This is a genomic window from Streptomyces sp. PA03-1a (genome assembly GCF_033792805.1).
Taxonomy (GTDB): Bacteria; Actinomycetota; Actinomycetes; order Streptomycetales; family Streptomycetaceae; genus Actinacidiphila.
Genome location: NZ_JARAVO010000080.1, coordinates 1 through 25,381 on the forward strand (window position 1 = coordinate 1; position 25,381 = coordinate 25,381).

The window sequence follows — 25,381 nt, forward strand, 5'->3', positions numbered from 1 at the left end:
GTGCGCCCCGGGCCCCGTCGGGCCCCGGGGCGCACGGGCCCAGGGCGGATGCGCCCGGGAGCCGCTTGTCACTGCTAGTGCATCGGCGCTAGCTTGAGGGTATGGCCAAGACGCAGTTGAACGTGCGGGTGGACGAGACCACCGCCGCGGCCGCCCGCGAGCGGGCCGCGCAGCGGGGCGTCAGCGTCAACCGGTACATCGAGGAACTCGTCCGGAAGGACGCGGGGGAAGCGGGCCGCAGCTTCGTCGAGGCCGCCGCCGACTTCATGCAGCGCTACGAGTCCGTCTTCGCCGAGGAGTTCGGCACGGAGCGCGAAGGACGCCGTTGACCCTGCAGATCGACCTCGCCTGGCTGCTCATGGTCGCCGAGCGCAACACCCCCGGTGACCCCCAGGTGACCGACTGGGGCGCCCTCGTCGCCGCGGTCGGCCGCCACCAGGCGGAGATATTCGGCGTCCCCGTCTACGCCGACCCCCACGAGCGCGCCGCGTGCCTGCTGCAACTGCTGGTCCACGTACCGGCCCTGGAGCGGTCCAACGCGCTCTTCGCCTCCGCGGTCGCCTACGCCTACCTGGTGGCCAGCGGCCTGAAGGTCGCCACGTCCCCTGAACGGGTGCGCGACCTGGCCCGGCTGGTCAAGGGCGGCACCGCCGACGTGCACGAGATCGCCGGCGAGCTGCGCTCCTGGTGCGTCTGAGGCCCGGCCGCAGACCGGGTCGGCCGTCGTCAGGCATCGGCCTCCTGGTGCAGTTCGAGGCTGACCAGAAAGTGGATCACGGCGTCCACCCACGGAGCCGTCGCTGCCCCGGCTGTTTCCCCGTCCAAGCTCCTGGCGAGCGAGTCGAGCAGCGCCGCGGCGGACTGGAGCCCGGTACGGCGGAGTCCTGCGGCCGCCCCTGCGAGCCGGTCGCGAGCCGAAGGACCGCGGCCGCGCAGGCCGCTGTGCGCGATGTCCGCGAGGGCGGACAAGCCCGATTCGAGTGCCTGGGCGATCGGGTCGGAGGTGCGCGGAGCAGCCTCGGCGAGTGCACCCGTGCCCTCGCCCGCTTCGAGGTCGGGTACGACGAGTCCGTCCTCGGTGAGGACGGCCAGCGGGTCGAGCACGGGACGGCCGCCCTCCCGGCCCAGCAGGCCGCTCACGAATCGGACCCGGGGGCTGCCGAGTGCGGTGGCCAGCGCGTCCAGGCCGCCGGGACAGGCGGGGTTGTGGTCGGCACGGACCACCGCCGCGTTGCCCGACGGATCCCGGACGACCGCTTCGAGTCGTTGCTGGGCGGCGTCGTAGCCGACGGACTCGACGCAGGCCACGGCCAGTACCCGGGCGGTGTCGGCCTCCACCCTGGGCCGGATCAAGTGCGGTGGCCGGCCCGCCCAGGAAGACAGCGCTGCGGCGAGATCGCTGATCAGGAGGGTGTCGGGGAGATCGGCCCAGGCCGAACCGAGCGGCGTGACACTCGTGGCGGCGATGCGTCCGCGTCCGATGGTCACGGTGCGGCTGGGACTGCGGGAGATGTGCTCGCTGACGACGTTGGCCCCGGACAGCGCCCGCAGCGGGGATCCGAGCAGGCGGCGTGAAGCCAGGTCGTGGCCGGTGAGGGAGTGGCCTTCCGCCACCTCCCAGCGCTTGCGCAGGACCAGGGCGATCCCGGCGGCCGGGTGCGCGAAGTACACCTCGGCGGTGCGCTCCGACGCCGTCCGGCCGGTGACCCGGCAGCCGAGGGAGACCAGCCGTACCCGGCGCAGCGGGGTGTCGGCCGGCTCCTGCGTACCGAGCACGCCGGGGCGGTCGGATCCCCCCGCGCGACGGCGGGCGTGCAGTTCGGCGAGGAGGTGGGCCACACGCCCGGCCTCGTGGTGGGCATCGCGCCCGGCGTAGGCGTCGACCTGGCGGCGCAGGTCCGCCATGATCGCGGCGGGCCAGTGGAGCGAGGCATGCGACAGCTGCGCGCCGGCGCGGGCCAATTGCGCTGCGAACACCGGGGTCGTGTGCGCGATGCCGTCCAGCAGCAACTCATCGGCCAGGGCGACGGCGGCGTCGAGCGCGTCGTCCGCGTCCGGCGCGGCGGGCGGGCGTCCGCCGACGACGACCTGCGCGTCCGCGCCGGCCGCGGCGTCGCCGTCCGCGGCGCGGAAGGCCCAGACCGCAAGCGTGATCATCTCCCCGCGGCGCGGGGCCGCGGCGTCGGTGAGGGCGTAGCCGAGCTGGTGCGGGACGGGGAAGCGCACGGTGCACGTCGGCAGATCGACCGTCGGCACGGGCCGCACCGCGTTCGGGCGGTGCACGGTCGCCGAGAAGCCGCGGTCCCGAATCCGGCGCGCGGCCAGCAGAGCGGCCCGTCCCAGCCCGGCTTCGAGTGCGGCGTCGTCGAACTCGCCCGGCGACCACGCGGCCACCTCCGGGCCCGTGGGTTCGGCGGTACCGTCCAGCCGCTGGTACGCCAGTACCAGGCCGATCCGATGGCGGCACACCCCGGTCGCCCCGCAGCTGCACTCCGCAGCCTCCAGGCCGGTGCCGACGGGCAGCCGTGTCCGGGTGCCGTCCGGGTAGGTGCCGCAGACGGTTCCGTCGGCCTCGCAGCTGACGTCCGGCCCCGAGCCGGCATCCACATCCTTGGCGGCGCGCTTCACCAAGCCGCGGTTGGAGAGGGAGGCGAGCGTGTCGGTGCTGAGGGCCAGCAGATCCTCGCGCGGCGGCGCGCCGGCAGCCGAAGAAGTCGTCGTACCGCTCACCGGGCCACCTTCTCGGCGACGAACTCGGCCAGCCGCCCAGGGGTCATGGCACCCACGTGGGCTCCCTCCTGGGCCAGCCGGGCCGCGAGCGCCCGGTCGTAGTCGGGGTTGGCCTCCTCGTCCAGCGCGGCCAGGCCGAGCACGGTGGCGCCCTGCTGGACCAGGCTGCGCACGGTGCGGACCAGCCGATGGGCATCGCCGCCCTCGTAGAAGTCGGACACGATCGCGACGATGGTGCGGCGCGGGTTGTCCACCAGGTCCGCGGCGTAGGCGACGGCGCGTGCGATGTCCGTGCCGCCACCGAGCTGGACCCGCATCAGCAGCTCCACGGGGTCGGTGACGTCCGCGGTCAGATCGACCACCTGGGTGTCGAAGGCGACGAGGTGCGTGCGGAGACCGGGCAGGCTCCACAGACAGGCGGCGGTGACCGCAGAGTGGATGACCGAGCCCGCCATCGAGCCGGACTGGTCCACCAGCAGGATCAGCTGCCACTGCTGGAGGTGCCGCCGAGTCCGTGAGTGGAAGCGCGGCCGCTCGATCAGTATCCGGCGCTCCGCGGGCTGGTAGTGGGCCAGGTTCGCCCGGATCGTGCCCCGGAAGTCGAAGTCCCGCGCCAGCGGCAGCCGGCTGGGGCGGCGCGAGCGGGCGCCCGCGAAAGCCTGACGCACCTCCGGGCGCAGCCGTTCCATCAGATCCCCGACCACCGCCTCGACGATGCGCCTGGCCATCGCCAGCACCTGCGGGTTCATCAGGTGCTTGGTGCGCAGTACGGCGCGGAGCAGGGTCGCGTTCGGCTCCACGCGGGAGAGCACGTCGGGGTCGGTGACGATCTCGTTGATCTCGTACTGCTCCACGGCGTCGCGCTCGAGCCGCTCGACGGTCTCCTTGGGGAACAGCCGGTGGACGTCGTCGAGCCAGTCCACCGCGGTGATCCGGGAGGCCCCGTCACCGCCCTCCCGTCCTGCGGAGGCGCCACGGCGCACCCCGCGTCGCTCCAGGTCCGGGTCGCGGCCGTAGAGCCAGTCCAGTGCCACGTCGCGGGCGGCGGCCTGCGGGCCGAGCGGGCCCGTGCAGCGGTCGGCCGGCGCCCCCAGGATCAGCCGCCACCGCTCCAGCCCGGCGTCGGGGAGCTGCGGGGCGGAGCCGGCCGTGGGGTGGTTGCGCTCGGTCATCGCTTCGCCTGCCCGGCTCGCAGACCGTACCTGTCGAGCAGGCGGATCACGTTCTCCTCCAAGGCGCGGGCGCGGGCGAGGACCAAGGGGTCGGCGGACGTGCGCAGCAGTGAGCGGGCCGAGCCGCGCCGGCCGCGACGCTCCAGCAGATGCTCCGCGATGCGCTCGCGCTCACGGGGCGGGAAGAAGGCGAAGGCCTGCCGCAGCGCTGGCAGGCCGATCAGGAAGTCCGTGTCCGCCATGGAGACGACGATCTCGTCGAGCACGTCCAGCAGGGAGGGGCCCGACCCGTCGGCGACCGTTCCACCGCCGGCCGTCAACTCGTCCCGGGCCAGGGCGAACAGTCCGGCCAGCCAGTCGCCGAGCTCCTCGGGATCCGAGGTCGCGAGGAGACGTGCCTGGCCGACGGCGTCGTCACCGGCCGGACCGAGGGACAGCCGCAGGCCCAGAGCCGCGCCACGCAGGTCCGCGGGGGCGGCGGCGTCGGCACCGATCCGCCGGGCCGTGTCGGCCGCCGCCGTCGGGGAGAGCGTCAGAAGGCGCTCCGCGTGCCGCAGTGCGTCGCGGGCGGCGGACAGGGCCCGCAGCCGGGCGAAGTCGACGCCCTTGCCCCCGTGCAGGCCCTCGGCCAGCCAGAACACCCGGTCGACCGCCTTGTCGACGACTTCGCCGAGCAGGGGATTCCCGGCCATGCCGTACACGCGGTCGTGCCGCCACAGCTGGAGCGCGGTGGTCAGCACCGCACCAGCCGGGCCGAGCTCACCGAGCCCGCCCACGCGAGACGCCAGGGAGCCCAGCAGCTCGGTGGAGAGCGTGTCCGCACCGCAGAGCACCGCGTCGAAGAGCACCTCCGACAAGGTGGCCGTGGCCGAATCCGGCGACCCACCGGGTGTGCCCCCCGCGGACCGCACGCGCGCCGACAGCGCCACGGCGGCGGCCTCATCCAGTCGCGCGCCGTACGCACCGGCCTCGATCAGCGCGGCCTCGCGTCCGTGTGCCGGGCCGGGCTCCCAGCGTTCGGCGAAGACCGGGTCCGATCCGGTCGCGGGGCCCGAGGTGCGGACGTGCCCCGGAACGCCCAGGACACGCAGCCGGTGCAGCAACCGGCTGCGGGCGAGGCCGGCCGGCTCGGTCAGGTCGGCCGTGACCCGTTCTCCCAGGACGATCCCGCACTGCTGCAACTGGGCCGCCACATCCAGGACGAGCGGCGGGGCGGGCGTGTCCGGATGCAGGAGGCCGGTCCGGTCGCCGGTGCTCGCGGCGACCATCTCGACCACCGCCGGATCCGTGCCCGGCGTGAGCGTGCCGTGCCCGGTCCAGGGCAACGGCTGCTCCAGAGCATCGCTGATCACCGTGGCCGCCAGGCCGTCGAGCACATCGGTCCGGGCCGGCAGCGGGTGCCCTCGCATCGCGGCCAGACCCTGGGAGAGGCTCCTGGCCGCGATCAGATCGGCGGTCGACACCGGAAGGCGTCGTCCTCGCAGCCGTCCGACGACCTGTTCCAGCAGTCCGTCCGCCGCCGCAGCGGGGCCGTGCTCCCACAGCAGTTGGTAGTAGCCGGGCGAGGGCATACCGGACTGGTAACCGGCGAAGGCGTCGAGCTGGTGGAAGGAGTACGGCACCAGGAAGCTGCCGCCGACGGCCCCGGCGGGCGGTTCGGGAATCCCGGGCCACGGCGCCGACGTGGTCCCCGGTGCGTCCGTGGTGCGGACCGGTGGCGCGGCCAGCGCACGCAGCGCCGGCGTGTGGAATCCGCCGGTGACCACGAGCACCGGCCGCTCCTCCGCCCGGGCGGCCGCGGCGCGGATCCAGGAGGCCATGTACTGCTCCCGCGCCCGGTCGCCCTGTTCGGCATCGGAGTCGCCCCGAACCAGGTCGAAGTAGGCGTCGAGCCGCCGCTGGAGCCCCTCAGGACCGGCGATCTCGAACAGCCGGTCCCACAGCGCGTCGACGCAGTCCACGTCGAACCGGCTGCACAGGCGCTGGGTCGCCGCCGCGTAGCGGGCCTCGGCGTCTGCGTAGCGGTTGGCCAGCGGCTCGGGGCGCCCGGTGAAGGCCGGGTGCCAGGCGGGCAGGTCGATGAAGCGCACCTGTGCGCCGACGGCCCGGCCGGACCGCAGCGCGACCCACTCGGGGGAGTAGTCGCACAGCGGTGTCCAGGACGTCGCCGTGCGCTCTTCGTCGCGGTAGTGGCTGAACACGGCGATCGGCAGCTCATGGCCCAGCAGCAGCTCGTCCAGCCGCCCGTTCATGTCGGCCGGCCCCTCCACCAGTACGTAGGCCGGCCGGAGCGCCTCGATGGTGCGGGCCACCAGGAGGGCGCAGGCCGGCGAGTGGTGGCGAACGCCGATGAAGACCGTGGTCATCAGTCGGCCAGCAGGTGTCGTGCCTCGTGGAGGGCCTGCCACTGGGCGCCGTGCCGACGCCCTGCCTGCTGGTCGAGGAACCGGCGCAGCCGGGCCAGGTCCTCCGGGCTGTCCTTGGCCGCGGTGCCGGCCAGGCAGGTGACCAGATCGGCGGCGTCGCCGGGCTCCCCGCGCAGGAACCAGCCGCGCACGCCCACCGCGTGCGCCACCGAGACGGCCTCCGCGGTGCTCATCACAGCGGAGAGCCGCTCGCCGGACGCCTGCTGCCCGCGCAGCTCGCGAAAGGTCCCCACCAGTACCTCGAGCACGTCGCGGTCCGGCGGCGCCTCGACCCCGGACCGGCGCAGCAGGGCTCCCGCCTCCGCTTCGACGAGTGCGAGCTCGGTGTCGAAGTCCGCGATGGGGAAGACCGTCTCGAAGTTGAATCGCCGCTTGAGCGCGGCGCTCATCTCGTTGACGCCCCGGTCACGGGTGTTGGCGGTGGCGATGACGTTGAATCCGCTCCGCGCGAAGACCATTCCCTCGGGACCGTCCAGCTCCGGAACGGCCAGGACGCGTTCGGACAGCAGCGAGAGCAGGCAGTCCTGCACCTCCAGCGGACAGCGGGTGATCTCCTCGAAGCGGACGATCCGGCCCTCGGCCATGCCGTGCAGCATCGGCGCGGGCACCAGCGAGCGCGGTGAAGGCCCCTCGGAGACGAGCAGCGCGTAGTTCCAGGAGTACTTGATCTGGTCCTCGGTGGTGGCCGCGCCGCCCTGGACGGTCAGCGTCGAGGTGCCGCTGACCGCCGCGGCGATCAGCTCCGACAGAAGCGACTTCGCCGTGCCCGGCTCGCCGACCAGCATAAGGCCGCGGTTGGTCGCCAGCGTCACCAGCGCGCGCTCGACCAGGGAACGGTTGCCGACGAACTTGCGGCTGATCCCGGCCTCCGCGTCCCCGACGATGAAACGGCGCGCCGCCCGCAGGCTCAGCTGCCACCCCGGCGGGCGGGGGTCCTCGTCCCGGGCCCGGAGAGCCGCCAGTTCCTCCGCGTACCTGACCTCGGCAGGGGGGCGCTGCAGCGGGGGGCCCTCCGGATCCAGGGCCCGGTCGGGCCGGGTCGCGGATGCGTCGTCGACGGCGGTCACCGGGCCGTCACCCCTTCCAGGTCGGCGAGCAGTTCGGAGGCGGCGATCGGGTCGAGGTCGCCGAAGCGCAAGGGGTACTCCCGGCTGGGCCAGTGGTCGCAGGGCTCCGTGTCCAGCCAGACCGTCTCGAAGGTCTGGTCGGGGAACATGTCGACGACGCCGACGGCGATGCCCTCGTCCAGGGCGATGACCAGGTGACAGCCCTCGGCGAGCCGTTTGGAGAACCACCGCTCGACGCCGGCGTCCTGCGGCTCCCCCCGCTCCCACCCCCGCTTGGTCAGTCCGAGCAGGCGGCCCACCGGCACCTTGCACCCCTCGAACCGGTGCAGGCGGTTGGCGGTCTCCTCCTGCGGCGTCAGCCGAAGTACCGGTCGGCCGAGCTGCGGGAAGGGCTGGAGGATCTCGTAGTCCGCGAACAGCTCGGACCACTCCGGCACCGTGTCGCCCAAGTGCAGCGGATGGGCCAGCCGGACCGTCGCCTCGGCGGCGAGCGTGAACTCGTCGTCGTCGACGTCGGCGAAGCTGCGGTCCTCGGCGACCCTGAAGGCGGTCGCCGCGCCGGCCGCGTCGGCGAGCCAGACCAGTCGGCGCACCAGGTGCCAGACCAGGGGGTGCTGCACGAACAACTCACGGAACTCCGCCGCGGTCCAGGTCCGCTGCGTGACCATGGCCGCCTCCAGACGGCGGATCTGGTCGGAGGCGATGGTGCGGACGTCCTTCTTCAACGCCGCGAAGCGTTTGCGCTCGGCCGGGGCGAGCTCCTGGTCGTCCTTGACGCCGGGGGCGGGCAGATCCTTGCGGCGCTTCCCGTCGGCGTCCAGCACGAAGGGGCGCAGCTGCTCGTCGAAGCCCACGGTGAAGCGGCGCGTGCCGTAGTCGACGACCGTCGTGCCGTCCGGGTCCAGTCCGAGATCGGGCACCAGTCGGTCCGCCAGCTGCTCGCCGGTCAGCCCGAGTCCCTCCGCCACCTCGGAGATCTTCTCCTGGGCCCGGACCTTGAGCGCCTTGAACTTCACCCGCTGGGCGACGCCGTGGAGGTGCATGAGGGCGACGTCGCTGCCGATCTCGGCCAGCACGTTCAGGCCCTCGACCGCGCGGTGGTGCGCCCCCTGACCCGGCCAGTCGCGCAGGATCGGAGTGAGCCGGCGCACCGTCTCGTCGTCCCCCAGCCGACCGAGCGCGTGCAGGATCCAGCTCTCCTTGGCCGGCATGGCCGCCTGCCGCCACTCCTCGAACAGGGCCCAGACGAAGGCGGCCAGCGAGTCGGCGCGGCACGCCTCTCCGACGACGGCGACCCCGGGGTACGGGTCACCGGGTTTCGACAGGGCGAGCATGGTCAGCACGTGGCGGACCGCCTCCTCCGGCAGTGCCTCGCCGGAGGGGAGCAGGATCTGCGGGAGGACCGAGGGCTGCACCCAGCTGGGCAGGGCCGGTATCCGGGCGGGGAGCGCGATCTCCAGGGGGTCCGCGGCCAGCGTCTCGGCGACGATCTCGGCCGCCTCGCCGCCGTGTGCCGCGGTCACGGCGGCCAGGACGGCGTCCGTCCCCTCGGCGGACGCGACCAGGCGCAACGCCTGTTCGGCCGCCTTCCGGGCCGGGCCGGGCTGCCCGACGGCGTCCGGTACGAGCAGCAGGCCCGCGTCGATCCCGTACCGGGCGAACCAGGAGCGGGCCGTCATCTGCACCGACTTGAGCCGGACCAGCCCGTCCGCCATCAACCGTGCCGCGCCCAGGTCGAGGAAGGGCATCAGGAGCGGGGTGAGGTGCGCCGGCTTGGCCGAGGCCACCTTGAGGGCGAGCGGCAGCGCCGCCATGCCGTATTTGGCGACGACAGGCTTGAGGAGGTCCACGCCACCCCAGAGGTCCTCCGGCGACCACTTCTCCAGCCAGGGCGAGAGCACGTCGAGTGGGCCCTGGACGAAGAAGCGCGTCGAGTGCCACAGGCCCGATTCGCGTCCGACGATCTTGCGGGCCTCCTGGTCCCAGTCGGTCGTCCGGGGGTATTCCCAGCCCCAGGACGGGTGCCCGGCCCAACGCTCCCTTTCACCCTCGCGCCACGCCAGCCGCCGCGTGCCGTCCGGCAGCAGGCCCGTGAGCACCCGTGGCTTGAGGGGCGTTCGCCTGCGCGTCCAGGGCGGTGAGACGAGCAGCGCCGGCAACACCTCCGGTGCCGCCTCGGTGACGCGCTCGCGCGCACCGTCGAGCGACCGCACCAGCTCCGCCTCCGCGGCGCCGAGTCGCGGCAGCAGCTCGGGCAGCCGGGCGTTGTTCAGCATCACGTGCGTGTTGAGGAGTTGGCGTGCCGCAGGGGCGTTCTTCCCGTCCTTCAGGCCCGCTTCGGCGAGCAGACGCAGGGCCCGGCCCGGGTAGCGCTGCATGGCCTCCTGTATGGCGGGGCGGATGTGCTTGTTGTCCAGACGGGACAGCAGCAGCCTGAAGGCCTCGTCGGTCGGGAAGTTCGCCACCGCCATGGTGATGCTCCGGAACTGGTCGGAGTCCCAGGACCGTTCGATCGCCTCGTCGAGGAAGGGCACGCACTCCGTGCCCAGGCCGTCGGCGAGCGTGGCGACCAGTGTCACGGACCAGCCGCGCCAGACGAGTTTGGGGGCCGTGCCGAGCCGGCCGACCTGCCCGGGATCGTCGAGCGCGCAGAGCAGCAGCGGCCGGAGCACGTCACCGCCGGATCCGTATCCGGGCTCCTCGGCGATGCACTCGTCGGCCCAGCCGGGCGTGCCCGGCGCGAGATAGGCGGCGACGACCCGGCGCCGCGCGGTGGTGCGGCACTCACGCAGCGCGGTGACGGTCTCCCGGTAGGTCTCGTCGTCCGTGCAGGCGAGCAGCGCACGCACCCGGTCCGCCAGCTGACGTGCGGGTTGGGGCGTGATGTGGTCGGTCAGGCCCCGGAAGCGCAGTGTCGGGATGCTGTGACCCTGTCGATACCGCTGGCCGGCGTCGATGTCGAAGACCTCCACCACCGCCCGGGCGGCGAAGGCCGGCCCGTGGCTCGCGGCCCACGCGTCGGCGAACGGGAAATCCTCCCTTGCGGCGGGGGGCCAGACCGGCGTCACCAGGTTCGCCAGGACGGCTGCCCCGCGGGGGTCCGGCTTCCCCGCCAGATAGGCGCGCGCTGCCTTGACCAGCGCCGGATCCGCCTGCTGTGCGGCGAGAACCTGCTCGATCCAGTCCAGCTCGGCCACGATCCGTTCCTGGACCTGATCGATGGCATCCGGCGCCGGCACGGCGGCGGGCCGCCGAACCCCGCCGCGGCGCGGGTGCAGCACCCGGCGCCATGAGCCGGGCAGGACGAACGTGTCCTCGTCGGGAAGTCCGCCCTCCGGCGGCGCCTCCGGCAGCGGCTGTGATTCCGGCTTGGCCGCTGCCGCTGCCGCTGTCGGCTCCGGCTGCTGCGGTGCCGACGAACCGACCTCGAGGTAGCCCTTGCGCTCCTTCTCGGCGACCAGCTTGCCGAAGTGCAACGATGCCGCTTCGGCCGACCCCAACTCCTTCTCCTGGAGCCGCCCCTCGGCGCCTATCCGGCCGTAGCACACGGTCACCAGCGCGCCGTCGACCGCCGCTTCCCAGAATTTCGCGGATCCACCACCGACAAGTTCCCAGCGCCGCACAGCAACCCCTCCCACCCACGACCGCACACCGGAGGCATCACTCGTCCGGTGATCAACGGGCGTCACCCTAGTAGTCGCCTGTGACAAGCGGTCCGGCGCAGGGGCCGTCCCTCGCCGGACGCCGCTCAGGCCCGCTGTGCCAGCAGGGCGAGCGCGCCGCTGACGGCCTGGTCGAAGGGCGCGGCCGAGCCGGCCGCGCGGGCGAGCACGTAGCCGCCCTGGAGCACGGCCACGAGCGCGGTCGCGATGTCGCCGGTGTCGAGGCCGGGCGCGATCTCCCCGCGCGCCTGGCCCTCGGCGAGCACGTCCGCGAGCCGGCCGCGCAGCCACTCGAAGGTCTCGTCGAGCGGCGCCCGCAGCTGCGGGCTGGCGACGACCTCCGGGTCCTGGGTGAGCCGCCCGATCGGGCAGCCGCGCAGCACGTCGCGTTCGCGGCGCAGGTACCGCGAGACCCGCTCGACCGCCGAGCCCGGGCCGACGAGTTCGCGCTCGGCGGTCTGCCGCATCTGCTCGGCGGTACGGCGCACGGCGGCGAGCGCGAGCTCCGGCTTGCCCGAGAAATGGTGGTACATGCTGCCCTGGCCGACGCCGGAGCGTTGCTGGATGGCCTTCGGGCTGGTGCCGACGTAGCCGCGTTCCCAGAGCAGTTCGCGGGTGCTCTCGATCAGGCGTTCCGACGTCGTCTCCATGCCGGCAGTGTACATACCAGTAGGTACAGGGCGGTGGAGCTCAAGCGGGGCGGCGCGCGGTGGCCAGGATGTGCGGGGCGCTCGGCACGGGCAGGGTGAGGCCCTTGGCGCGCTCCGGAACACGGAAGCGGCGCAGCTCCAGCACTTCGAAGCCGGCCGCCTCGACCGCGGTGAGCGTGTCCCGCCCGGTCCGGCAGCCGCCGAACAGCAGCGGCCACACGGTGCGGTCCACCGCCCACTGCAGCGCCGCGTGCGCTCGGCCCTCGGCCCGGCAGTGCTCCAGCAGCCGCAGTTCCCCGCCCGGGCGCAGTACCCGGCGGAGCTCGGCCAGGGCGCGCTCTTGGTGGCGTACGGAGCACAGCACCAGCGAGGCGACCGCCGCGTCGAAGGCCTCGCTTTTGACCGGCAGTGCCTCGGCGACCCCGGGTACGACGTCCACCGGCACCTCGGCGTGCTGCGCGGCGTCGACGGCCAGCCGGCGCAGATGCCGTTCCGGCTCGATCGCCACGACCTCGGCGACGGTGCGCGGGTAGTGACGGAAGTTCAGCCCCGAGCCCGCGCCGATCTCGATGACCCGGCCGGTGAGTCCCGCGAGCACGGTCCGCCGGTGCGCGCCGAAGCCCGCGCGGGCGTCCATCACCGGACCGCAGCGGGCGTAGAAGCGGGCGAACAGCGGGTGGTGGACGGCTTCGCCCGTCACTCCGGTACGGCTCCTCATGGCCGGACCCCCTTCGTCTCGGCACCCCTCACTTCCGATTCTGCCGCTTCTGAGCCCGTCCCAAGCCTCCCCGTTGCGGGGCAGATCCGGCGTGTCGCCCGCCGTCCGCCCCGGACGCGGCCGGGGCCGGACGGCGGTGCGGGTCAGGCGGGGTCGGCGGGCGCCCAGTACGAGGTGAAGGCGGCGGCGTCCCAGATGCCGCCGATGCGGGGGGAGAGCCAACCGGGCGCCGCCTGCCGGAAGTCGGCGGGGTCGAGGGCGGCCGCGCCGGCGGGCAGGGCGCCCACGAGCGGGGCGCCGGTGACCTCGGGCAGGTCGGCGAGGTTGCAGCGGGCGGCCAGGTCCGCGTCGTCCGGCCAGCTGCCGATGACGACGCCCGCGCACTTCAGGTCCCGCGCCTTCAGGGCCTCCGCCGTCAGCGCGGCACCGTTGAGGGTGCCGAGCCCGGCCGGGGCGACCACGAGCACCGGGGCCGCGAGCATCCGTGCCGCGTCCGCCAGCGTCGAGCCCGTGTCGTCGAGACGGACGAGCAGCCCGCCCGCGCCCTCGACGAGGACGATGTCGTGCACCGCCGCCAGCTTCGCCGCCGCCTCCGCGATGTCGGCCGGGCCCACCGGGGCGAGTCCGGAGCGTCGCGCGGCCGTGGCGGGCGCCAGCGGCTCGGGGTACCGGGCCAGTTCGACGCCGGTGACCTCGGGACCGGCCAGCCGGGTGACCTCGGCGGCGTCGCCCGGCTCGCCGGGGCCCACCCCGGTCTGCGCGGGCTTCAGGTAGGCGACGCTGTACTCGCCGAGCAGCACCGTCGCCGCGATCGCGGCCGTCGTCACCGTCTTGCCGATCTCCGTGCCCGTACCGGTCACGAACAACACCGTCATGCCGCCTCCGCCGCCGCGCGCACCGCCGCGCAGATGCGCGCGACGTCCTCGTCCCCCGTGACGTACGGGGGCATCGTGTAGATCAAGTCCCGGAACGGCCGCAACCATACCCCGCTGCGGGCGGCGGCCCGCGTCGCGGCGGCGAGGTCGACCTGGTGGTCGAGCTGGACGACACCGATCGCGCCCAGCACCCGCACGTCGCGTACCCCGGGGAGGCCGGCGGCGGGTGCGAGCCCTTCGCGCAGCCCGGCCTCGATCCGCTTGACCTCCTGCGCCCAGTCCTGGCCGAGCAGCAGGTCGAGAGAGGCGCAGGCGACCGCCGCGGCCAGCGGGTTGCCCATGAAGGTCGGGCCGTGGGCGAGCACCGGCACCTCGCCGCGGGAGATCCCGTCGGCGACGCGCGCGGTGCACAAGGTGGCGGCCATCGTGAGGTATCCCCCGGTCAGGGCCTTGCCTACGCACATCACGTCCGGTGAGACGCCCGCCTGGTCGGCGGCGAACAGCGTCCCGGTCCGCCCGAAGCCGGTGGCGATCTCGTCGAACACCAGCAGCACGTCGTGCTCGTCGCAGGCCTCGCGCAGCACCCGCAGGTAGGCGGGGGAGTGGAAGGTCATGCCGCCCGCGCCCTGCACGACCGGCTCGACGACGACCGCGGCGAGTTCGTGCGCGTGAGCGGCGATCGTCTCCCGCAGGTGGCCGGCGTACGCCTCCTCGTACGCGGCCGGCGGCGCGTCCGCGAAGACCTGCCGGGGCAGGACGCCGGACCACAGCCCGTGCATGCCGCCCTCGGGGTCGCAGACGGACATCGGCTGCCACGTGTCGCCGTGGTAGCCGCCGCGCCAGGTCATCAGGCGCTGCTTCTCCGGCCGTCCGAGCGAACGCCAGTACTGCAGGCACATCTTGACCGCGACCTCGACCGACACCGAGCCGGAGTCGGCGAGGAAGACGTGCCGCAGCGGATCGGGGGTGATCTCGACCAGGCGGGCGGCGAGCCGCACGGCGGGCTCGTGGGTGAGCCCGCCGAACATCACGTGGCTCATCCGGTCCAGCTGGCCGCGGGCGGCCTCGTTGAGCACCGGGTGGTTGTAGCCGTGGATCGCCGACCACCAGGACGACATCCCGTCGACGAGTTCGCCCGCGCCTTCGAACGGCTCGGCGAGCCGCAGCCGGACCCCGGCCGCGGACGCGACGACGAGCGGTTCCTGACGGCCCGGCATGGGCCCGTACGGATGCCAGACGTGCTGCCGGTCCAGTGCCAGCAGCTCGCCCGGGGTGAGCGGCTCAGGCATTGGGCGGCAGGTCCGTGCCGGTGCCGCGGCGGCGCACGGCCACCAGGTCGGTGCGGGCGGCACCGGTCGTCGCGGGCTGCGCGAGGTCGCCGTGGCTGTCGCCGTGGGCGTGGCCGCCGCAGGGGCCGCAGCCGCCGCCCTCGCCCTCGCCGTGCGAGCCGCAGCCGGCGGAGGAGTGGGAACCGCAGCCCCCGGCCGCGGCCGCCACGTCCGCCCGGTGCTCGGGCAGGGTCACCTCGCCGGCGCCCTCCACCTCGAAACCGGCGTCCGCGATCATGTCGAGGTCGGTCTTGCCGGCCTGGCCCTCGCTGGTGAGGTAGTCGCCCAGGAAGATCGAGTTCGCCAGGTGCAGCGCGAGCGGCTGCATGCTCCGCAGGTGCACCTCGCGGCCGCCCGCGATGCGGACCTCCACATCGGGACAGACGAACCGGACCATCGAAAGAATCCGCAGGCACCGCTGCGGGGTGAGGTTCCACTCCTTCGCCAGCGGGGTGCCCTCGAAGGGGATGAGGAAGTTCACCGGGACGGAGTCGGGGTCCAGCTCGCGCAGCGCGAAGACCACGTCGACCAGGTCCTCGTCGCTCTCGCCCATGCCCGCGATCAGTCCGGAGCAGGCCGAAAGGCCCGCCGCCTGGGCCTGTTGCACCGTTTCGACCCGGTCCGCGTAGGTGTGCGTGGTGGTGATGTCCCCGTAGGTGGCCTCGGAGGTGTTGAGGTTGTGGTTGTACGCGTCGGCGCCCGCGCCGCGCAGCCGCTCGGCCTGCCCGTCGGAGAGGAGGCCCAGGCAGGCGCAGACCTCGACGGCCTCGTTCTGCTCCTTGATGGCCTCGATGGTCTTGGAGACCCGGTCCACGTCGCGGTCGGTCGGGCCGCGTCCGCTCGCCACCAGGCAGACCCGCTTGGCACCGCCGGCGACCCCCGCCGCCGCGGCGGCCGCCGCCTCGTCGGGCTTGAGCCAGGTGTACTTGAGGATCCCGGCCTCCGAGCCGAGCCGCTGCGAGCAGTACGAGCAGTCCTCCGGGCACAGTCCCGACTTGAGGTTGACCAGGTAGTTCAGCTTCACCCGGCGGCCGAACCACGCGCGGCGCACCTTGCCGGCCGCGGCCACCACGTCGAGGAGTTCGTCGTCGGAGGTCGCCAGCACGGCGAGCGCCTCCTCACGGGTGGGCAGCTCGCGGCGCAGGCCCTTCCCGACCAAAGCATTCAGCAGATCCATGTCGCGATCCTGGCGTACCGCACGCGCCCGGGCCAATGGGGCATCCCACAAGACCGCTCGCTCAGGGTGTGTGCATCACCACACCGTGCGAGACGATCCGGCACACTACGGTGGCGCCGAACCCTCCGCCGACCCCAGGGGACGACCATGAGCCGCGACCCGTTCGACTGGATCGACGCGCACGCCGAACGGCGTCGCGCGGCCGGGCTGGTGCGCACCCTGCGGCCGCGGCCCGCACGGTCGCCCCTGCTGGACCTCGCCTCCAACGACTACCTGGGGCTCGCCCACCATCCCGAGGTGACCCGGGCCGGTGCGGACGCCTGCCTGCGCTGGGGCGCCGGCTCGACCGGTTCACGGCTGGTCACCGGCAGCACCGAGCTCCACGCCGAGCTGGAGGCCGAACTGGCCGCCTTCTGCGGCTTCGAGGCGGCGCTGGTCCTGGCCTCCGGGTACGCCGCCAACCTCGCCGCCGTCACGGCGCTCAGCACCGAGCCGGGCACGCTCCTCGTCTCCGACAGCGGCAACCACGCCTCGCTCATCGACGGCTGCCGGCTCTCCCGCGCCACCACCGAGGTCGTGCGGCACGCCGATCCGGACGCCCTGCGCAAGGCGCTGACCGGCCACGACGGCCCCGCCGTGGCCGTCACCGACTCGGTCTTCTCGGTGGACGGCGACGCGGCCCCGCTCGGCGCGCTGGCCACCGCCTGCCGCGAGCACGGCGCCGCGCTGCTGGTGGACGACGCCCACGGGCTCGGGGTGCTCGGTCCCGGAGGCCGGGGGGTGGCCGCGGAGGCGGGTCTGGCGGGCGCGCCCGGACTGGTGTGCACCGCCACGCTCTCCAAGTCCCTGGGCAGCCAGGGCGGCGTGGTGCTGGGACCGGCCCGCGTCATCGAGCACCTGGTCAACGCCGCGCGGACGTTCATCTTCGACACGGGCCTCGCCCCGGCGGCCACCGGCGCGGCGCTCGGTGCGCTGCGTCTGCTGGGGCGTGAGCCGGAACGCGCCGTACGGGCCCGGGCGGTCGCCCGCGAGCTGTACGAGCGGCTGGTGGGGGCGGGCCTGGACGCCACCGCGCCGGACGCGTGCGTGGTGTCGGTGCGGGCGCCGTCGCCCGAGGCGGCCGTCGCGTGGGCCGGGGCGTGCCGTGAGGCGGGTCTCGCCGTGGGCTGCTTCCGGCCACCGTCCGTGCCCGACGGGATCTCGCGGTTGCGGCTCACCGCGCGGGCGGACCTGACGGACCGGGAGATCGGCGACGCCGTGGGGACGATCGTCCGTACGGCGCCGCCGCGCCCCTGAGTTCAGGGGCGTTCGGTCAGGCTCCCCGTCGTCACGGCGGTGAGGAACTCCGCCCAGGCCGCCGGAGGGAAGAGCAGGGCGGGGCCGCGCACATCCTTGGAGTCGCGTACGGCGAGCTGTCCCGAGAGCGGCCCGTCCCCGATGAGGGCCGTCTCGACGCAGTTGTTCGCCGCCGTGCTGTAGCTGCTGCGTCGCCAATTCACACCTGAGAGGGACGCACTGGAGGTGACGTACTGAGGCAGAGCGTTGGACATGGGGGGTGTGCCTCCTTACGCGCCTTTGCCGATGCCGGAGATGAAGGACAGCGACTGCTCACTCGACAGGGCATGGGAGCGCAACCGATTGAAGGCAGCACCGTACGCCCTGACGTCCTCGTGCTGATCTAGATAGAGACTACTCGTCAAATGGTCGAGAACAACCACGTCGAGATCAGCAATGCGCGGAAATGAGAAGATTACGAAAGGGCCTGTGACGCCTATATGCCCACCGGCCGAGAAAGGCAGCACCTGCAGATGCACATGAGGCAGTGAACCCAGCTCCACAAGATGGCTCAATTGCGCCGCCATCACTCCGGGACCCCCGACCCTGCGGCGTAGCACCGCCTCGTCCAGCACCGCCCACAGCTCCAGCGGAGGATCGGCGCGCAGCACCGCCTGGCGGGCCATCCGCACCTGCACCAGGGTCGCGATCTGCCGCGGACCGAGCTGCGGCAGGACGGACCGGGTGAGCTCGCGGGCGTAGTCCGGGGTCTGCAGCAGTCCCGGCACCACCGTCGTCTCCAGGGTCCGCGCCCGGCAGGCGTCGGTCTCCAGGGAGATGAAGTCCCGGTAGGCGGACGGGAGTTCCTCGCGGAACTCATGCCACCAGCCACGCCGGTCGCCCTCGCCCGCCAGCGCGGAGAGCATCTCCCGCAACCGCTGGTCGCGCACCCCGTACACGTCCAGCAGTGCGGTGACGTCCTCGGGGCGCACGCCGCTGCGGCCGGTCTCGATCCGGCTGACCTTGGACTGGTGCCATCCCAGGCGCTGGGCGGCCTCACCGCTCGTGAGCCCCGCCGTGTCGCGCAGACGACGCAATTCCGAGCCGATCTTGCGGCGGCGTACCGCCGGCACCTGCTGCATGGTGTGTGCACCTCCCGGTTCCCGGCACCCCCGCCGGTCCCCGGGCGAAGTCTGCCGCGCAAATACGTTCTCTCGTAGCAGAGTTCACCGCTTTGGGCGACAGATATATGCATATAGCTGTGGTGACACCCGATTAAGGGCACGATGAGTGACACTCTGGCGCGTGAGTGCCGAACGGGGACGTGCCGCGCGGAAGGCGGGGCACGGCGCCGCCGGCCGTCGCGCGCGCGGCCACGGGCGCGGCAGGCGCCGGCGTCCTGGTCACGGCGGGAAAGGGACAGCGTCGCCATGGCAGACCACCAGGAAGCATCCGTCACCCTGCCGAGCGACCCTGCCTCGGTCCCCGCGGTACGTCGCTACGTGAGCGAGCTGCTGGTGGAGTGGGGCATGCCCGAGGACTCGGACCCCGCCGACTCCGTCCGGCTCATCGTCTCCGAGCTCGCGACCAACGCCGTGCTGCACACCCTCGGCCAGTCCCCCACCTTCACCCTCGACGTCCAGTTGGACCGGGACGAGCAGCTGCGCATCGGTATCACCGACAGCCACCCCCGGTGGCCCCAGCGGCTGCCCGCCGCCGTGCAGCAGGACAACGGCCGCGGCATGGTGATCATCCGTCACCTCACGGCGGAGGCGGGTGGCACGCTCCTGGTCACCCCCACCGCGGAGGGCGGCAAGACGGTGTGGATCAGCCTGCCCTGGGCCACCGCCGCCGCCGTCGAGTGACCCCGGCGGCCCTCAGCCCTCCCGGGTGAGCAGCAGCGCCTCGGCGCCCATCGGCACGAAGCCCGCCGCCGTGAACGCCCGCACGCTCGCCGCGTTGCCCGGGGCGATCTGCGCCCACACCGTCCCGCCCTCCGGGACGAGATGACGTGCCGCCAGCGCGAGCCGGCGGCCGAGGCCCGCACCGCGCGCCCCCGGATCGACCTCCACGGCCGCCTCCCAGCGGCCCGCCACACCCCGGCCCGTCAGCACGGTGCCCCCGGGCACCGTCCACGCCCGTACCCCGTCACGGTGCCGCAGGGCCCGGACGATCCGCGGATGACCCAGGTCGGCGGTCTCCCGCAGGGGCAGGCCCAGGGCGGCCGGCGGAGGCCCCGGCAGGGCCGGGGCGGCGGTCAGCAGGTCGACGTTGTTCACCGTGCGGTCCAGCAGTCCGCACAGCGCGGTGAGGAACGGCGGATTGAGCGGCGCCGAGAGGTCGCCGGGCGGGAGCAGTCCGCGGATCCGCTCCGGATCGGCGTCCGCGAAGACCACGGCATGGGCGGTGAAGGCGATCACCCCGGCGTCGCGCGGCGCGGGCTGCGGCACGACCGTCACCGAGCCGTCGGCGGGCGGGAAGACGCCCGCGGCGGCGTCGGCGAGGATCCGTATCAGGGACACACCGGCACGCTACCGGCACGTCCGCGGCGCCGGCCGCGTTGCCCGGGAGCCCCGGCTCCCGGGCAACGCGACCGGGGTCACTTCACCCGGCCGTACCAGACGCTGCGGCTCCAGATCTTCTCCAGCCGCACCCGCCCGCCGGGTTTGGGGGAGTGCCAGATCTTCCCGTGCCCGGCGTACATCCCCACGTGGTACACGTTGCTCCCGTAGTGGAAGAAGACCAGGTCACCACGGGTCCGTGAGGACTTCCGGATGTGCCGGACGCTGTTGTACTGGGCGCCCGCGGTGCGGGGGAGCTTCTTGCCCGCCTTCTTGAAGGAGTAGAAGGTGAGCCCGGAGCAGTCGAACCTGCCGGGGCCGGCGGCCCCGTACTGGTACGGCGCGCCCCTCTTGGACGCCGCGATCTTCAGCGCCTTGGCGGAGACCGCCGCCGCGTCTGCCTGCTGGGCGAGCTCCGGCAGTACGGCGGGACCGGCCACGGCGGCCGCCGTGAGGGCGGAGACCGCTCCGAGCCGGCACAGGACCCCGGACATGGCTGTTGGCGCACTCATGCGCAACCCTTCGTCGTCCGCCTGCGAAGGATGACCTGTCGGGTTCGGGCAGGCGAAGATGCCCGGCCGCGCTGCGGCTTCACCCCAAGGGTCCGGCGACCGGACCCGTACTGCTCGGGTCCTCCGCTCCTGCCGATGAGTCGTCGTCGACCTGGCATCCGCGCGGCGGCAGGATTCGGCGTCCGCACGGACCGCCCCGCCGGGATGACGGGGGCTTGTCGTCGAAGGGATGATCACCCACCGAAGCGGCCGATTCCCAGCACAACCGGTCGAATGTGAGTCTGTTCACGACTCACCTATTCGGGTGGACTCCGCGACACGGGACCCGGACTGACGACTCGAAAGGAGTCGAACACCAGGGACGGAGCGTCAGATTCCGGATGTGTGCGGCCATATCGCGCAACTCGGGGCCACCCGGCCGTCCACGGCAGATACAACGATCGGGCGAGTCCATTCGGTTCGAGTTCGCGCCGCCCGAACGGACCAGTGTGTCGTGACGCTCCGTCAGCACGGCCGTGGTGGCGGCAAGGTGACCTGACCGGTGCGCCGTTCGCCGTCCAGCACCCGCAGCGCCCGTTCCATCGTCGCCGTGTGCACCTCGCCCTCCCCGCGCATGTGCATCAGCGTCAGCGCGTCACGTAGCTCGGCCGCCCTCCCCACCAGGGCCTGCGCGGCGCGCAGCGCCCCGTAGGTGTCCCGGGAGCGGGACGGGTTGATCCGGCCCAGCAGGTCCACGACCTGCAGGTAGGTGTCGATCAGCTCGCCCTCGGCCCGCGTCAGTGCGGGGAGCGGGGGAAGTTCGGGCACCACGACCGGTCACCGCAGGGCGCGCGGGGCGCGGCCGGCGCCGTCCTTGCGGCTCAGCGTCAGCCGGTCCACCAGGCCGTAGGCGAGGGCCGACGGTGCGTCAAAAATGGTGTCCCGTTCGATGTCGGCCCCGATCCGCTCCGGTGCCTGACCGGTGTGGCGTACCAGCAGTTCCTCCAACTGCTCCCGGCGGCGGAGCAGTTCCCGGGCCTGGATCTCCAGGTCCGCGGTGGTGCCCTGGATCACCTCCGCGAACGAGGGCTGGTGGATCAGCACCCGCGCGCCGGGGGTCATCAGCCGCTTGCCGGGCGCTCCGGCGGCGAGCAGGACGGCCGCCGCCGAGGCCGCCTGGCCGACGCACACCGTCGACACGTCGCAGCTGACGAACTGCATGGTGTCGTAGATCGCGGTCATCGCGGTGAAGGACCCGCCGGGAGAGTTGATGTAGAGCGAGATGTCCTGGTCCGGGGCGGCGGCCTCCAGGTGGATGAGCTGGGCCATCACGTCGTTCGCCGAGATGTCGTCGATGGGCGTCCCGAGCAGGACGATCCGCTCCTGGAGCAGCTTGGAGTACGGGTCCATGGTCCGTACGCCCTCGCTGGTGCGCTCGGTGAACTCGGGCAGGACGTGGCGGGCGGTCGGTCGAAGCATCGCTGCACCTCCGTGGGCACCCGGGCAGGGGTGCCCGTCGCTGTAAAAAATGTACAGGACGTACATCTCGTTATGATGGGGAGCATGGCCCATGAAGTCCCGGTGACACAAGCGCGTGCGGAGCTGGCGGAACTGATCAACCGCGTCGTCTACGGCGGTGAGCGGGTGGTCGTGACGCGTCACGGCAAACCGCTCGTCGCCCTGGTATCCGCCGCTGACCTGCAACGACTCCAAGAACTGGACGCCGCTCCCGAGGAGGCGGTGGTCAGTACGGTCTCCTCGGTGCGCGGGGTGGTGTCCGCCACGGGCGAACGCCGCCGGTTCGGCATCGCCGCGGAGCACCGCGGTACGACGGACGCCCATCACGACGGGGTCTGAGCGGTTCGTGGCGGCGCGGACCTGAGGGAGCCGATCCGCCGGCCGTCCCCGAGGGGGTCGTGTGTGCCGGCTCGCCCGGCGGCCGGGGCAGGGGTGCGCCCGGGTGGTCGCCGGACTCGTGTCGTACGCGGAGGAGCGGGAACGCCGTGGCATGCTGCCGGAGGAGGCCGGGCCCGACGAGGTCGCCCGCACCCCGCTCCCCCGCGCGCCCGCCGGCTTCACCCCGGAGCCCGGGAGTTAACGCGGACGAAACGCCGCCGAACTAGCCTGCGGCTGCCGGACAACGGCAGGGCGGATCCGCCGGCCGGGGACGCCCCCGTGGGTCCGTTCACCCGGGACGACTGCGAGGTGTGGCCATGCAATTGACCCCCCACGAGCAGGAACGCCTGCTCGTCCATGTCGCCGCGGACGTGGCGGAGAGGCGGCGGGCCAGGGGCCTGAGGCTGAACCACCCCGAGGCCATCGCCCTGATCACCTCGCACCTCCTCGAGGGCGCCCGGGACGGCCGCAGCGTCGCCGAACTCATGGCCTCCGGCCGCAAGGTGCTCACCAGGGACGACGTGATGGAGGGCGTGCCGGAGATGATCCACGACGTCCAGGTCGAGGCCACCTTCCCGGACGGCACCAAGCTCGTCACCGTCCACGAGCCGATCGTCTAGGGGGCGCCGCGTGATTCCCGGGGAGATCCTCCACGCGGGTGAGCCCGTCGTGCTCAACGCGGGCAAGCCGGTCACCCGGCTGACCGTGCTCAACTCCGCCGACCGGCCGGTCCAGGTCGGTTCCCACTACCACTTCGCCGAGGCCAACCCGGGTCTCGTCTTCGACCGCGCCGCCGCCCGCGGCAAGCGCCTGGCCGTCGCGGCCGGGACCGCCGTGCGCTTCGAGCCCGGCATCCCCGTCGAGGTCGAGCTCGTGCCGCTGGGCGGCGCGCGGATCGTGGCGGGGCTGCGCGGAGAGACCGGAGGTGCCCTCGATGGCTGAGCTCTCGCGTGCCGTCTACGCCGACCTGTTCGGGCCGACCACCGGGGACCGTATACGGCTCGCCGACACCGACCTGCTGATCGAGGTCGAGCGGGACCTGTCGGGCGGCGCCGACGGCTCGGGCGACGAGGTCGTCTTCGGCGGCGGCAAGGTGATCCGCGAGTCGATGGGGCAGGCCCGGGCCACCCGGGCCGAGGGCACCCCCGACACGGTGATCACCGGCGCCGTCGTCCTGGACCACTGGGGCGTGGTCAAGGCCGACATCGGCATCCGCGACGGGCGGATCGCGGCGCTGGGCAAGGCCGGCAACCCCGACACCATGGACGGCGTCCATCCGGACCTCGTCATCGGGCCCGAGACGGAGGTCATCGCCGGCAACGGCAGGATCGTCACCGCCGGGGCCGTCGACGCGCACGTCCACTTCATCTCCCCGACGATCGTGGACGAGGCGCTGGCCGCCGGCATCACCACGCTCGTCGGCGGCGGCACGGGCCCGGCCGAGGGCACCAAGGCCACCACCATCACGCCGGGGCCCTGGCACCTGGCGCGGATGTTCGCGGCGCTGGAGCACTACCCGGTCAACATCGGCCTGCTCGGCAAGGGCAACACCGTCTCCCACGAGGCGATGCTCTCCCAGTTGCGGGGCGGGGCCGTCGGCTTCAAGATCCACGAGGACTGGGGCGCCACCCCGGCCGCCATCGACGCCTGCCTGACGGTGTGCGAGGCGACCGGCGCCCAGCTCGCCGTCCACACCGACACCCTCAACGAGGCCGGCTTCGTCGAGGACACCCTCGCCGCCATCGCCGGCCGGGGCATCCACGCGTACCACACCGAGGGCGCGGGCGGCGGGCACGCGCCGGACATCATGACCGTCGTCGCCCACCCCAACGTCCTGCCGTCCTCGACCAACCCGACCCGGCCCCACACCGTCAACACCGTCGAGGAGCACCTCGACATGCTGATGGTCTGCCACCACCTCAACCCCTCCGTGCCCGAGGACCTCGCCTTCGCCGAGTCGCGGATCAGGCCCGGCACGATCGCGGCCGAGGACGTCCTGCACGACCTCGGGGCGATCTCGATCATCTCCTCGGACTCGCAGGCCATGGGACGGGTCGGCGAGGTCGTCCTGCGCACCTGGCAGACCGCGCACGTCATGAAGCGGCGGCGCGGGGCCCTGCCCGGCGACGGACGGGCCGACAACCTGCGCGCACGTCGATATGTCGCCAAGTACACCATCAACCCCGCCGTCGCCCAGGGCCTCGACGGCGAGATCGGCTCGGTCGAGAGCGGCAAGCTCGCCGACCTGGTGCTGTGGGACCCGGCGTTCTTCGGCGTCAAACCGCACCTCGTGCTCAAGGGCGGCCAGATCGCCTACGCGCAGATGGGCGACGCCAACGCCTCCATCCCGACCCCCCAGCCGGTCCTGCCGCGCCCGATGTTCGGCGCGATCGGCCGCGCTCCCGCCGCCAACTCCTTCACCTTCGTGACGCACACCGCCCTCGACGAAGGCCTCCCCGAACGCCTCGCCCTCGGCAAGCGGTTCCTCCCGATCCGCGACACCCGGCGCGTCACCAAGGCGGACATGCGCGAGAACGACGCCATGCCGCACGTCGAGGTCGACCCCGACACCTTCACCGTCCGCATCGACGGAGACGTCGTCGAACCCGCCCCGGCCGTGGAACTCCCCATGGCCCAGCGGTACTTCCTGTTCTGAACGGAGCAGGGGGACGATGAACCGCGCCGCGCTGCTGCTGCTCGCCGACGGCCGCTTCCCCGCCGGGGGCCACGCCCACTCCGGAGGGGCCGAGGCGGCCGTCACGGCGGGCCGCATCACCGGCCCCGACACGCTCGAGGAGTTCTGCCGGGGCAGGCTGCACACCACGGGCCTGGTGGCCGCGGCGCTCGCCGCCGCGGCCGCCGCGGGCGCCGACCCGCTCGCACTGGACGAGGCCGCCGACGCCCGTACCCCCTCGCCCGCGCTGCGGCAGACCGCCCGCCGCCTCGGCCGCCAGATGACGCGGGCCGCCCGCGCCGCCTGGCCGTCGCCCGCGCTCGACGCGCTCGCCGCCGCCCGGCCGCGGGGGGCCCACCAGCCCGTCGTGCTCGGCGTGACCGCCCGGGCCGCCGGCCTCACCCCGCTGGACGCCGCCCACGCGGCGGCGTACGAGGCCGTGACCGGCCCGGCCACCGCCGCCGTACGCCTGCTGAGCCTCGACCCGTTCGCGGTGACCGCCGTGCTGGCCCGGCTCGCCCCGGACCTGGACGAGGTCGCCGGCCGGGCCGCCGACGCCGCCCACCGCTGCCTCACCGAGGGCACCGACGCCCTGCCCGCCGCCTCCGCGCCGCTGCTCGACGTGTACGCCGAGGCCCACGCCGGGTGGCCCGTCCGCCTCTTCGCCTCCTAGGGGGAC

General features: G+C 73.4%; 26 protein-coding genes and 1 riboswitch. Of the genes, 10 read left to right on the forward strand and 16 right to left on the reverse strand.

Annotated elements, in window-relative coordinates; genetic code table 11:
- The first annotated feature begins 101 nt into the window (after nt 1-101).
- Both PV341_RS19470 and PV341_RS19475 read left to right on the forward strand, forming a co-directional pair.
- The gene (locus PV341_RS19470) at nt 102-329 is read left to right on the forward strand and encodes a toxin-antitoxin system HicB family antitoxin (RefSeq protein WP_499510378.1); all 228 of its coding nucleotides are present in this window, start codon (nt 102-104) and stop codon (nt 327-329) included.
- Entirely contained in the window at nt 326-697 is a 372-nt protein-coding gene (locus PV341_RS19475) for a fic family toxin-antitoxin system, toxin component (protein WP_500358533.1), read from the forward strand. Before PV341_RS19470 ends, PV341_RS19475 begins: the two co-directional genes overlap by 4 nt.
- Nucleotides 698-726: 29 nt before the next feature.
- Here PV341_RS19475 and PV341_RS19480 read toward each other — a convergent pair whose 3' ends face one another.
- The 10 genes from PV341_RS19480 to bioB form a co-directional block, all read right to left on the reverse strand.
- Nucleotides 727-2,730: a YehQ family protein gene (locus tag PV341_RS19480; RefSeq protein WP_500331236.1), complete on the reverse strand. Its 2,004-nt coding sequence runs from the start codon at nt 2,728-2,730 to the stop codon at nt 727-729.
- Nucleotides 2,727-3,902, reverse strand: coding sequence for a VWA domain-containing protein (locus tag PV341_RS19485; RefSeq protein ID WP_500358535.1), 1,176 nt, complete (start codon nt 3,900-3,902; stop codon nt 2,727-2,729). The genes PV341_RS19480 and PV341_RS19485 overlap by 4 nt, the downstream gene beginning before the upstream one ends.
- A complete protein-coding gene (locus PV341_RS19490) occupies nt 3,899-6,268 on the reverse strand; it encodes a DUF5682 family protein (RefSeq protein WP_500358536.1) in 2,370 nt (789 codons plus the stop codon). Before PV341_RS19490 ends, PV341_RS19485 begins: the two co-directional genes overlap by 4 nt.
- The gene (locus PV341_RS19495; RefSeq protein WP_500358537.1) at nt 6,268-7,395 is read right to left on the reverse strand and encodes an ATP-binding protein; all 1,128 of its coding nucleotides are present in this window, start codon (nt 7,393-7,395) and stop codon (nt 6,268-6,270) included. The genes PV341_RS19490 and PV341_RS19495 overlap by 1 nt, the downstream gene beginning before the upstream one ends.
- A complete protein-coding gene (locus PV341_RS19500; RefSeq protein WP_500358539.1) occupies nt 7,392-11,018 on the reverse strand; it encodes a WGR and DUF4132 domain-containing protein in 3,627 nt (1,208 codons plus the stop codon). Before PV341_RS19500 ends, PV341_RS19495 begins: the two co-directional genes overlap by 4 nt.
- A 125-nt stretch (nt 11,019-11,143) precedes the next feature.
- Entirely contained in the window at nt 11,144-11,707 is a 564-nt protein-coding gene (locus PV341_RS19505; protein ID WP_500358540.1) for a TetR/AcrR family transcriptional regulator, read from the reverse strand.
- Nucleotides 11,708-11,747: 40 nt separating this feature from the next.
- A complete protein-coding gene (locus tag PV341_RS19510; protein WP_500358542.1) occupies nt 11,748-12,425 on the reverse strand; it encodes a class I SAM-dependent methyltransferase in 678 nt (225 codons plus the stop codon).
- A 143-nt stretch (nt 12,426-12,568) separates the two neighbouring features.
- A complete protein-coding gene (gene bioD / locus PV341_RS19515; protein ID WP_500358544.1) occupies nt 12,569-13,300 on the reverse strand; it encodes a dethiobiotin synthase in 732 nt (243 codons plus the stop codon).
- Complete coding sequence (locus PV341_RS19520) at nt 13,297-14,589, reverse strand: adenosylmethionine--8-amino-7-oxononanoate transaminase (RefSeq protein WP_500331249.1); 1,293 nt, start codon at nt 14,587-14,589, stop codon at nt 13,297-13,299. The genes bioD and PV341_RS19520 overlap by 4 nt, the downstream gene beginning before the upstream one ends.
- Nucleotides 14,582-15,805, reverse strand: coding sequence for a biotin synthase BioB (gene bioB, locus PV341_RS19525; RefSeq protein ID WP_500358545.1), 1,224 nt, complete (start codon nt 15,803-15,805; stop codon nt 14,582-14,584). Before bioB ends, PV341_RS19520 begins: the two co-directional genes overlap by 8 nt.
- A gap of 147 nt (nt 15,806-15,952) precedes the next feature.
- Between bioB and PV341_RS19530 the strand changes: the two genes are divergently transcribed.
- Nucleotides 15,953-17,101: an 8-amino-7-oxononanoate synthase gene (locus tag PV341_RS19530; RefSeq protein ID WP_500358547.1), complete on the forward strand. Its 1,149-nt coding sequence runs from the start codon at nt 15,953-15,955 to the stop codon at nt 17,099-17,101.
- A 2-nt stretch (nt 17,102-17,103) separates the two neighbouring features.
- Here the strand turns inward: PV341_RS19530 and PV341_RS19535 are convergent, their stop codons facing one another.
- Both PV341_RS19535 and PV341_RS19540 read right to left on the reverse strand, forming a co-directional pair.
- Nucleotides 17,104-17,355: a DUF397 domain-containing protein gene (locus PV341_RS19535; RefSeq protein WP_500331253.1), complete on the reverse strand. Its 252-nt coding sequence runs from the start codon at nt 17,353-17,355 to the stop codon at nt 17,104-17,106.
- 15 nt (nt 17,356-17,370) lie between these two features.
- Entirely contained in the window at nt 17,371-18,222 is an 852-nt protein-coding gene (locus tag PV341_RS19540; protein WP_499510364.1) for a helix-turn-helix domain-containing protein, read from the reverse strand.
- A 288-nt stretch (nt 18,223-18,510) separates the two neighbouring features.
- Between PV341_RS19540 and PV341_RS19545 the strand changes: the two genes are divergently transcribed.
- Nucleotides 18,511-18,945: an ATP-binding protein gene (locus PV341_RS19545; RefSeq protein ID WP_500331255.1), complete on the forward strand. Its 435-nt coding sequence runs from the start codon at nt 18,511-18,513 to the stop codon at nt 18,943-18,945.
- 12 nt (nt 18,946-18,957) lie between these two features.
- On the opposite strand, the gene PV341_RS19550 is transcribed toward PV341_RS19545, so the two are convergent.
- From PV341_RS19550 to PV341_RS19565, 4 genes are all read right to left on the reverse strand, one after another.
- The gene (locus PV341_RS19550; protein ID WP_500358549.1) at nt 18,958-19,602 is read right to left on the reverse strand and encodes a GNAT family N-acetyltransferase; all 645 of its coding nucleotides are present in this window, start codon (nt 19,600-19,602) and stop codon (nt 18,958-18,960) included.
- 77 nt (nt 19,603-19,679) lie between these two features.
- On the reverse strand, nt 19,680-20,153 hold the full coding sequence (locus tag PV341_RS19555; RefSeq protein ID WP_500331259.1) for a C40 family peptidase: 474 nt from the start codon (nt 20,151-20,153) through the stop codon (nt 19,680-19,682).
- A 3-nt stretch (nt 20,154-20,156) separates the two neighbouring features.
- Nucleotides 20,157-20,309: riboswitch (cyclic di-AMP (ydaO/yuaA leader) on the reverse strand.
- A 348-nt stretch (nt 20,310-20,657) separates the two neighbouring features.
- Entirely contained in the window at nt 20,658-20,963 is a 306-nt protein-coding gene (locus PV341_RS19560) for a hypothetical protein (RefSeq protein WP_500331261.1), read from the reverse strand.
- A 6-nt stretch (nt 20,964-20,969) separates the two neighbouring features.
- Nucleotides 20,970-21,611: an ATP-dependent Clp protease proteolytic subunit gene (locus PV341_RS19565; protein WP_500331263.1), complete on the reverse strand. Its 642-nt coding sequence runs from the start codon at nt 21,609-21,611 to the stop codon at nt 20,970-20,972.
- Between the two features lie 84 nt (nt 21,612-21,695).
- Between PV341_RS19565 and PV341_RS19570 the strand changes: the two genes are divergently transcribed.
- The 6 genes from PV341_RS19570 to PV341_RS19595 all read left to right on the forward strand — a co-directional run bounded on the left by PV341_RS19570 (nt 21,696) and on the right by PV341_RS19595 (nt 25,375).
- Nucleotides 21,696-21,989, forward strand: coding sequence for a type II toxin-antitoxin system Phd/YefM family antitoxin (locus tag PV341_RS19570; protein ID WP_500331264.1), 294 nt, complete (start codon nt 21,696-21,698; stop codon nt 21,987-21,989).
- Between the two features lie 103 nt (nt 21,990-22,092).
- Nucleotides 22,093-22,230, forward strand: coding sequence for a hypothetical protein (locus PV341_RS19575; RefSeq protein ID WP_500331267.1), 138 nt, complete (start codon nt 22,093-22,095; stop codon nt 22,228-22,230).
- Nucleotides 22,231-22,345: 115 nt separating this feature from the next.
- The gene (locus PV341_RS19580) at nt 22,346-22,648 is read left to right on the forward strand and encodes an urease subunit gamma (protein ID WP_499510356.1); all 303 of its coding nucleotides are present in this window, start codon (nt 22,346-22,348) and stop codon (nt 22,646-22,648) included.
- A gap of 10 nt (nt 22,649-22,658) precedes the next feature.
- Nucleotides 22,659-22,970, forward strand: coding sequence for an urease subunit beta (locus PV341_RS19585; RefSeq protein WP_499510355.1), 312 nt, complete (start codon nt 22,659-22,661; stop codon nt 22,968-22,970).
- Entirely contained in the window at nt 22,963-24,684 is a 1,722-nt protein-coding gene (locus PV341_RS19590) for an urease subunit alpha (protein WP_500331269.1), read from the forward strand. The genes PV341_RS19585 and PV341_RS19590 overlap by 8 nt, the downstream gene beginning before the upstream one ends.
- Before the next feature lie 16 nt (nt 24,685-24,700).
- Entirely contained in the window at nt 24,701-25,375 is a 675-nt protein-coding gene (locus tag PV341_RS19595; RefSeq protein ID WP_500358551.1) for an urease accessory protein UreF, read from the forward strand.
- Nucleotides 25,376-25,381 lie beyond the last annotated feature (6 nt).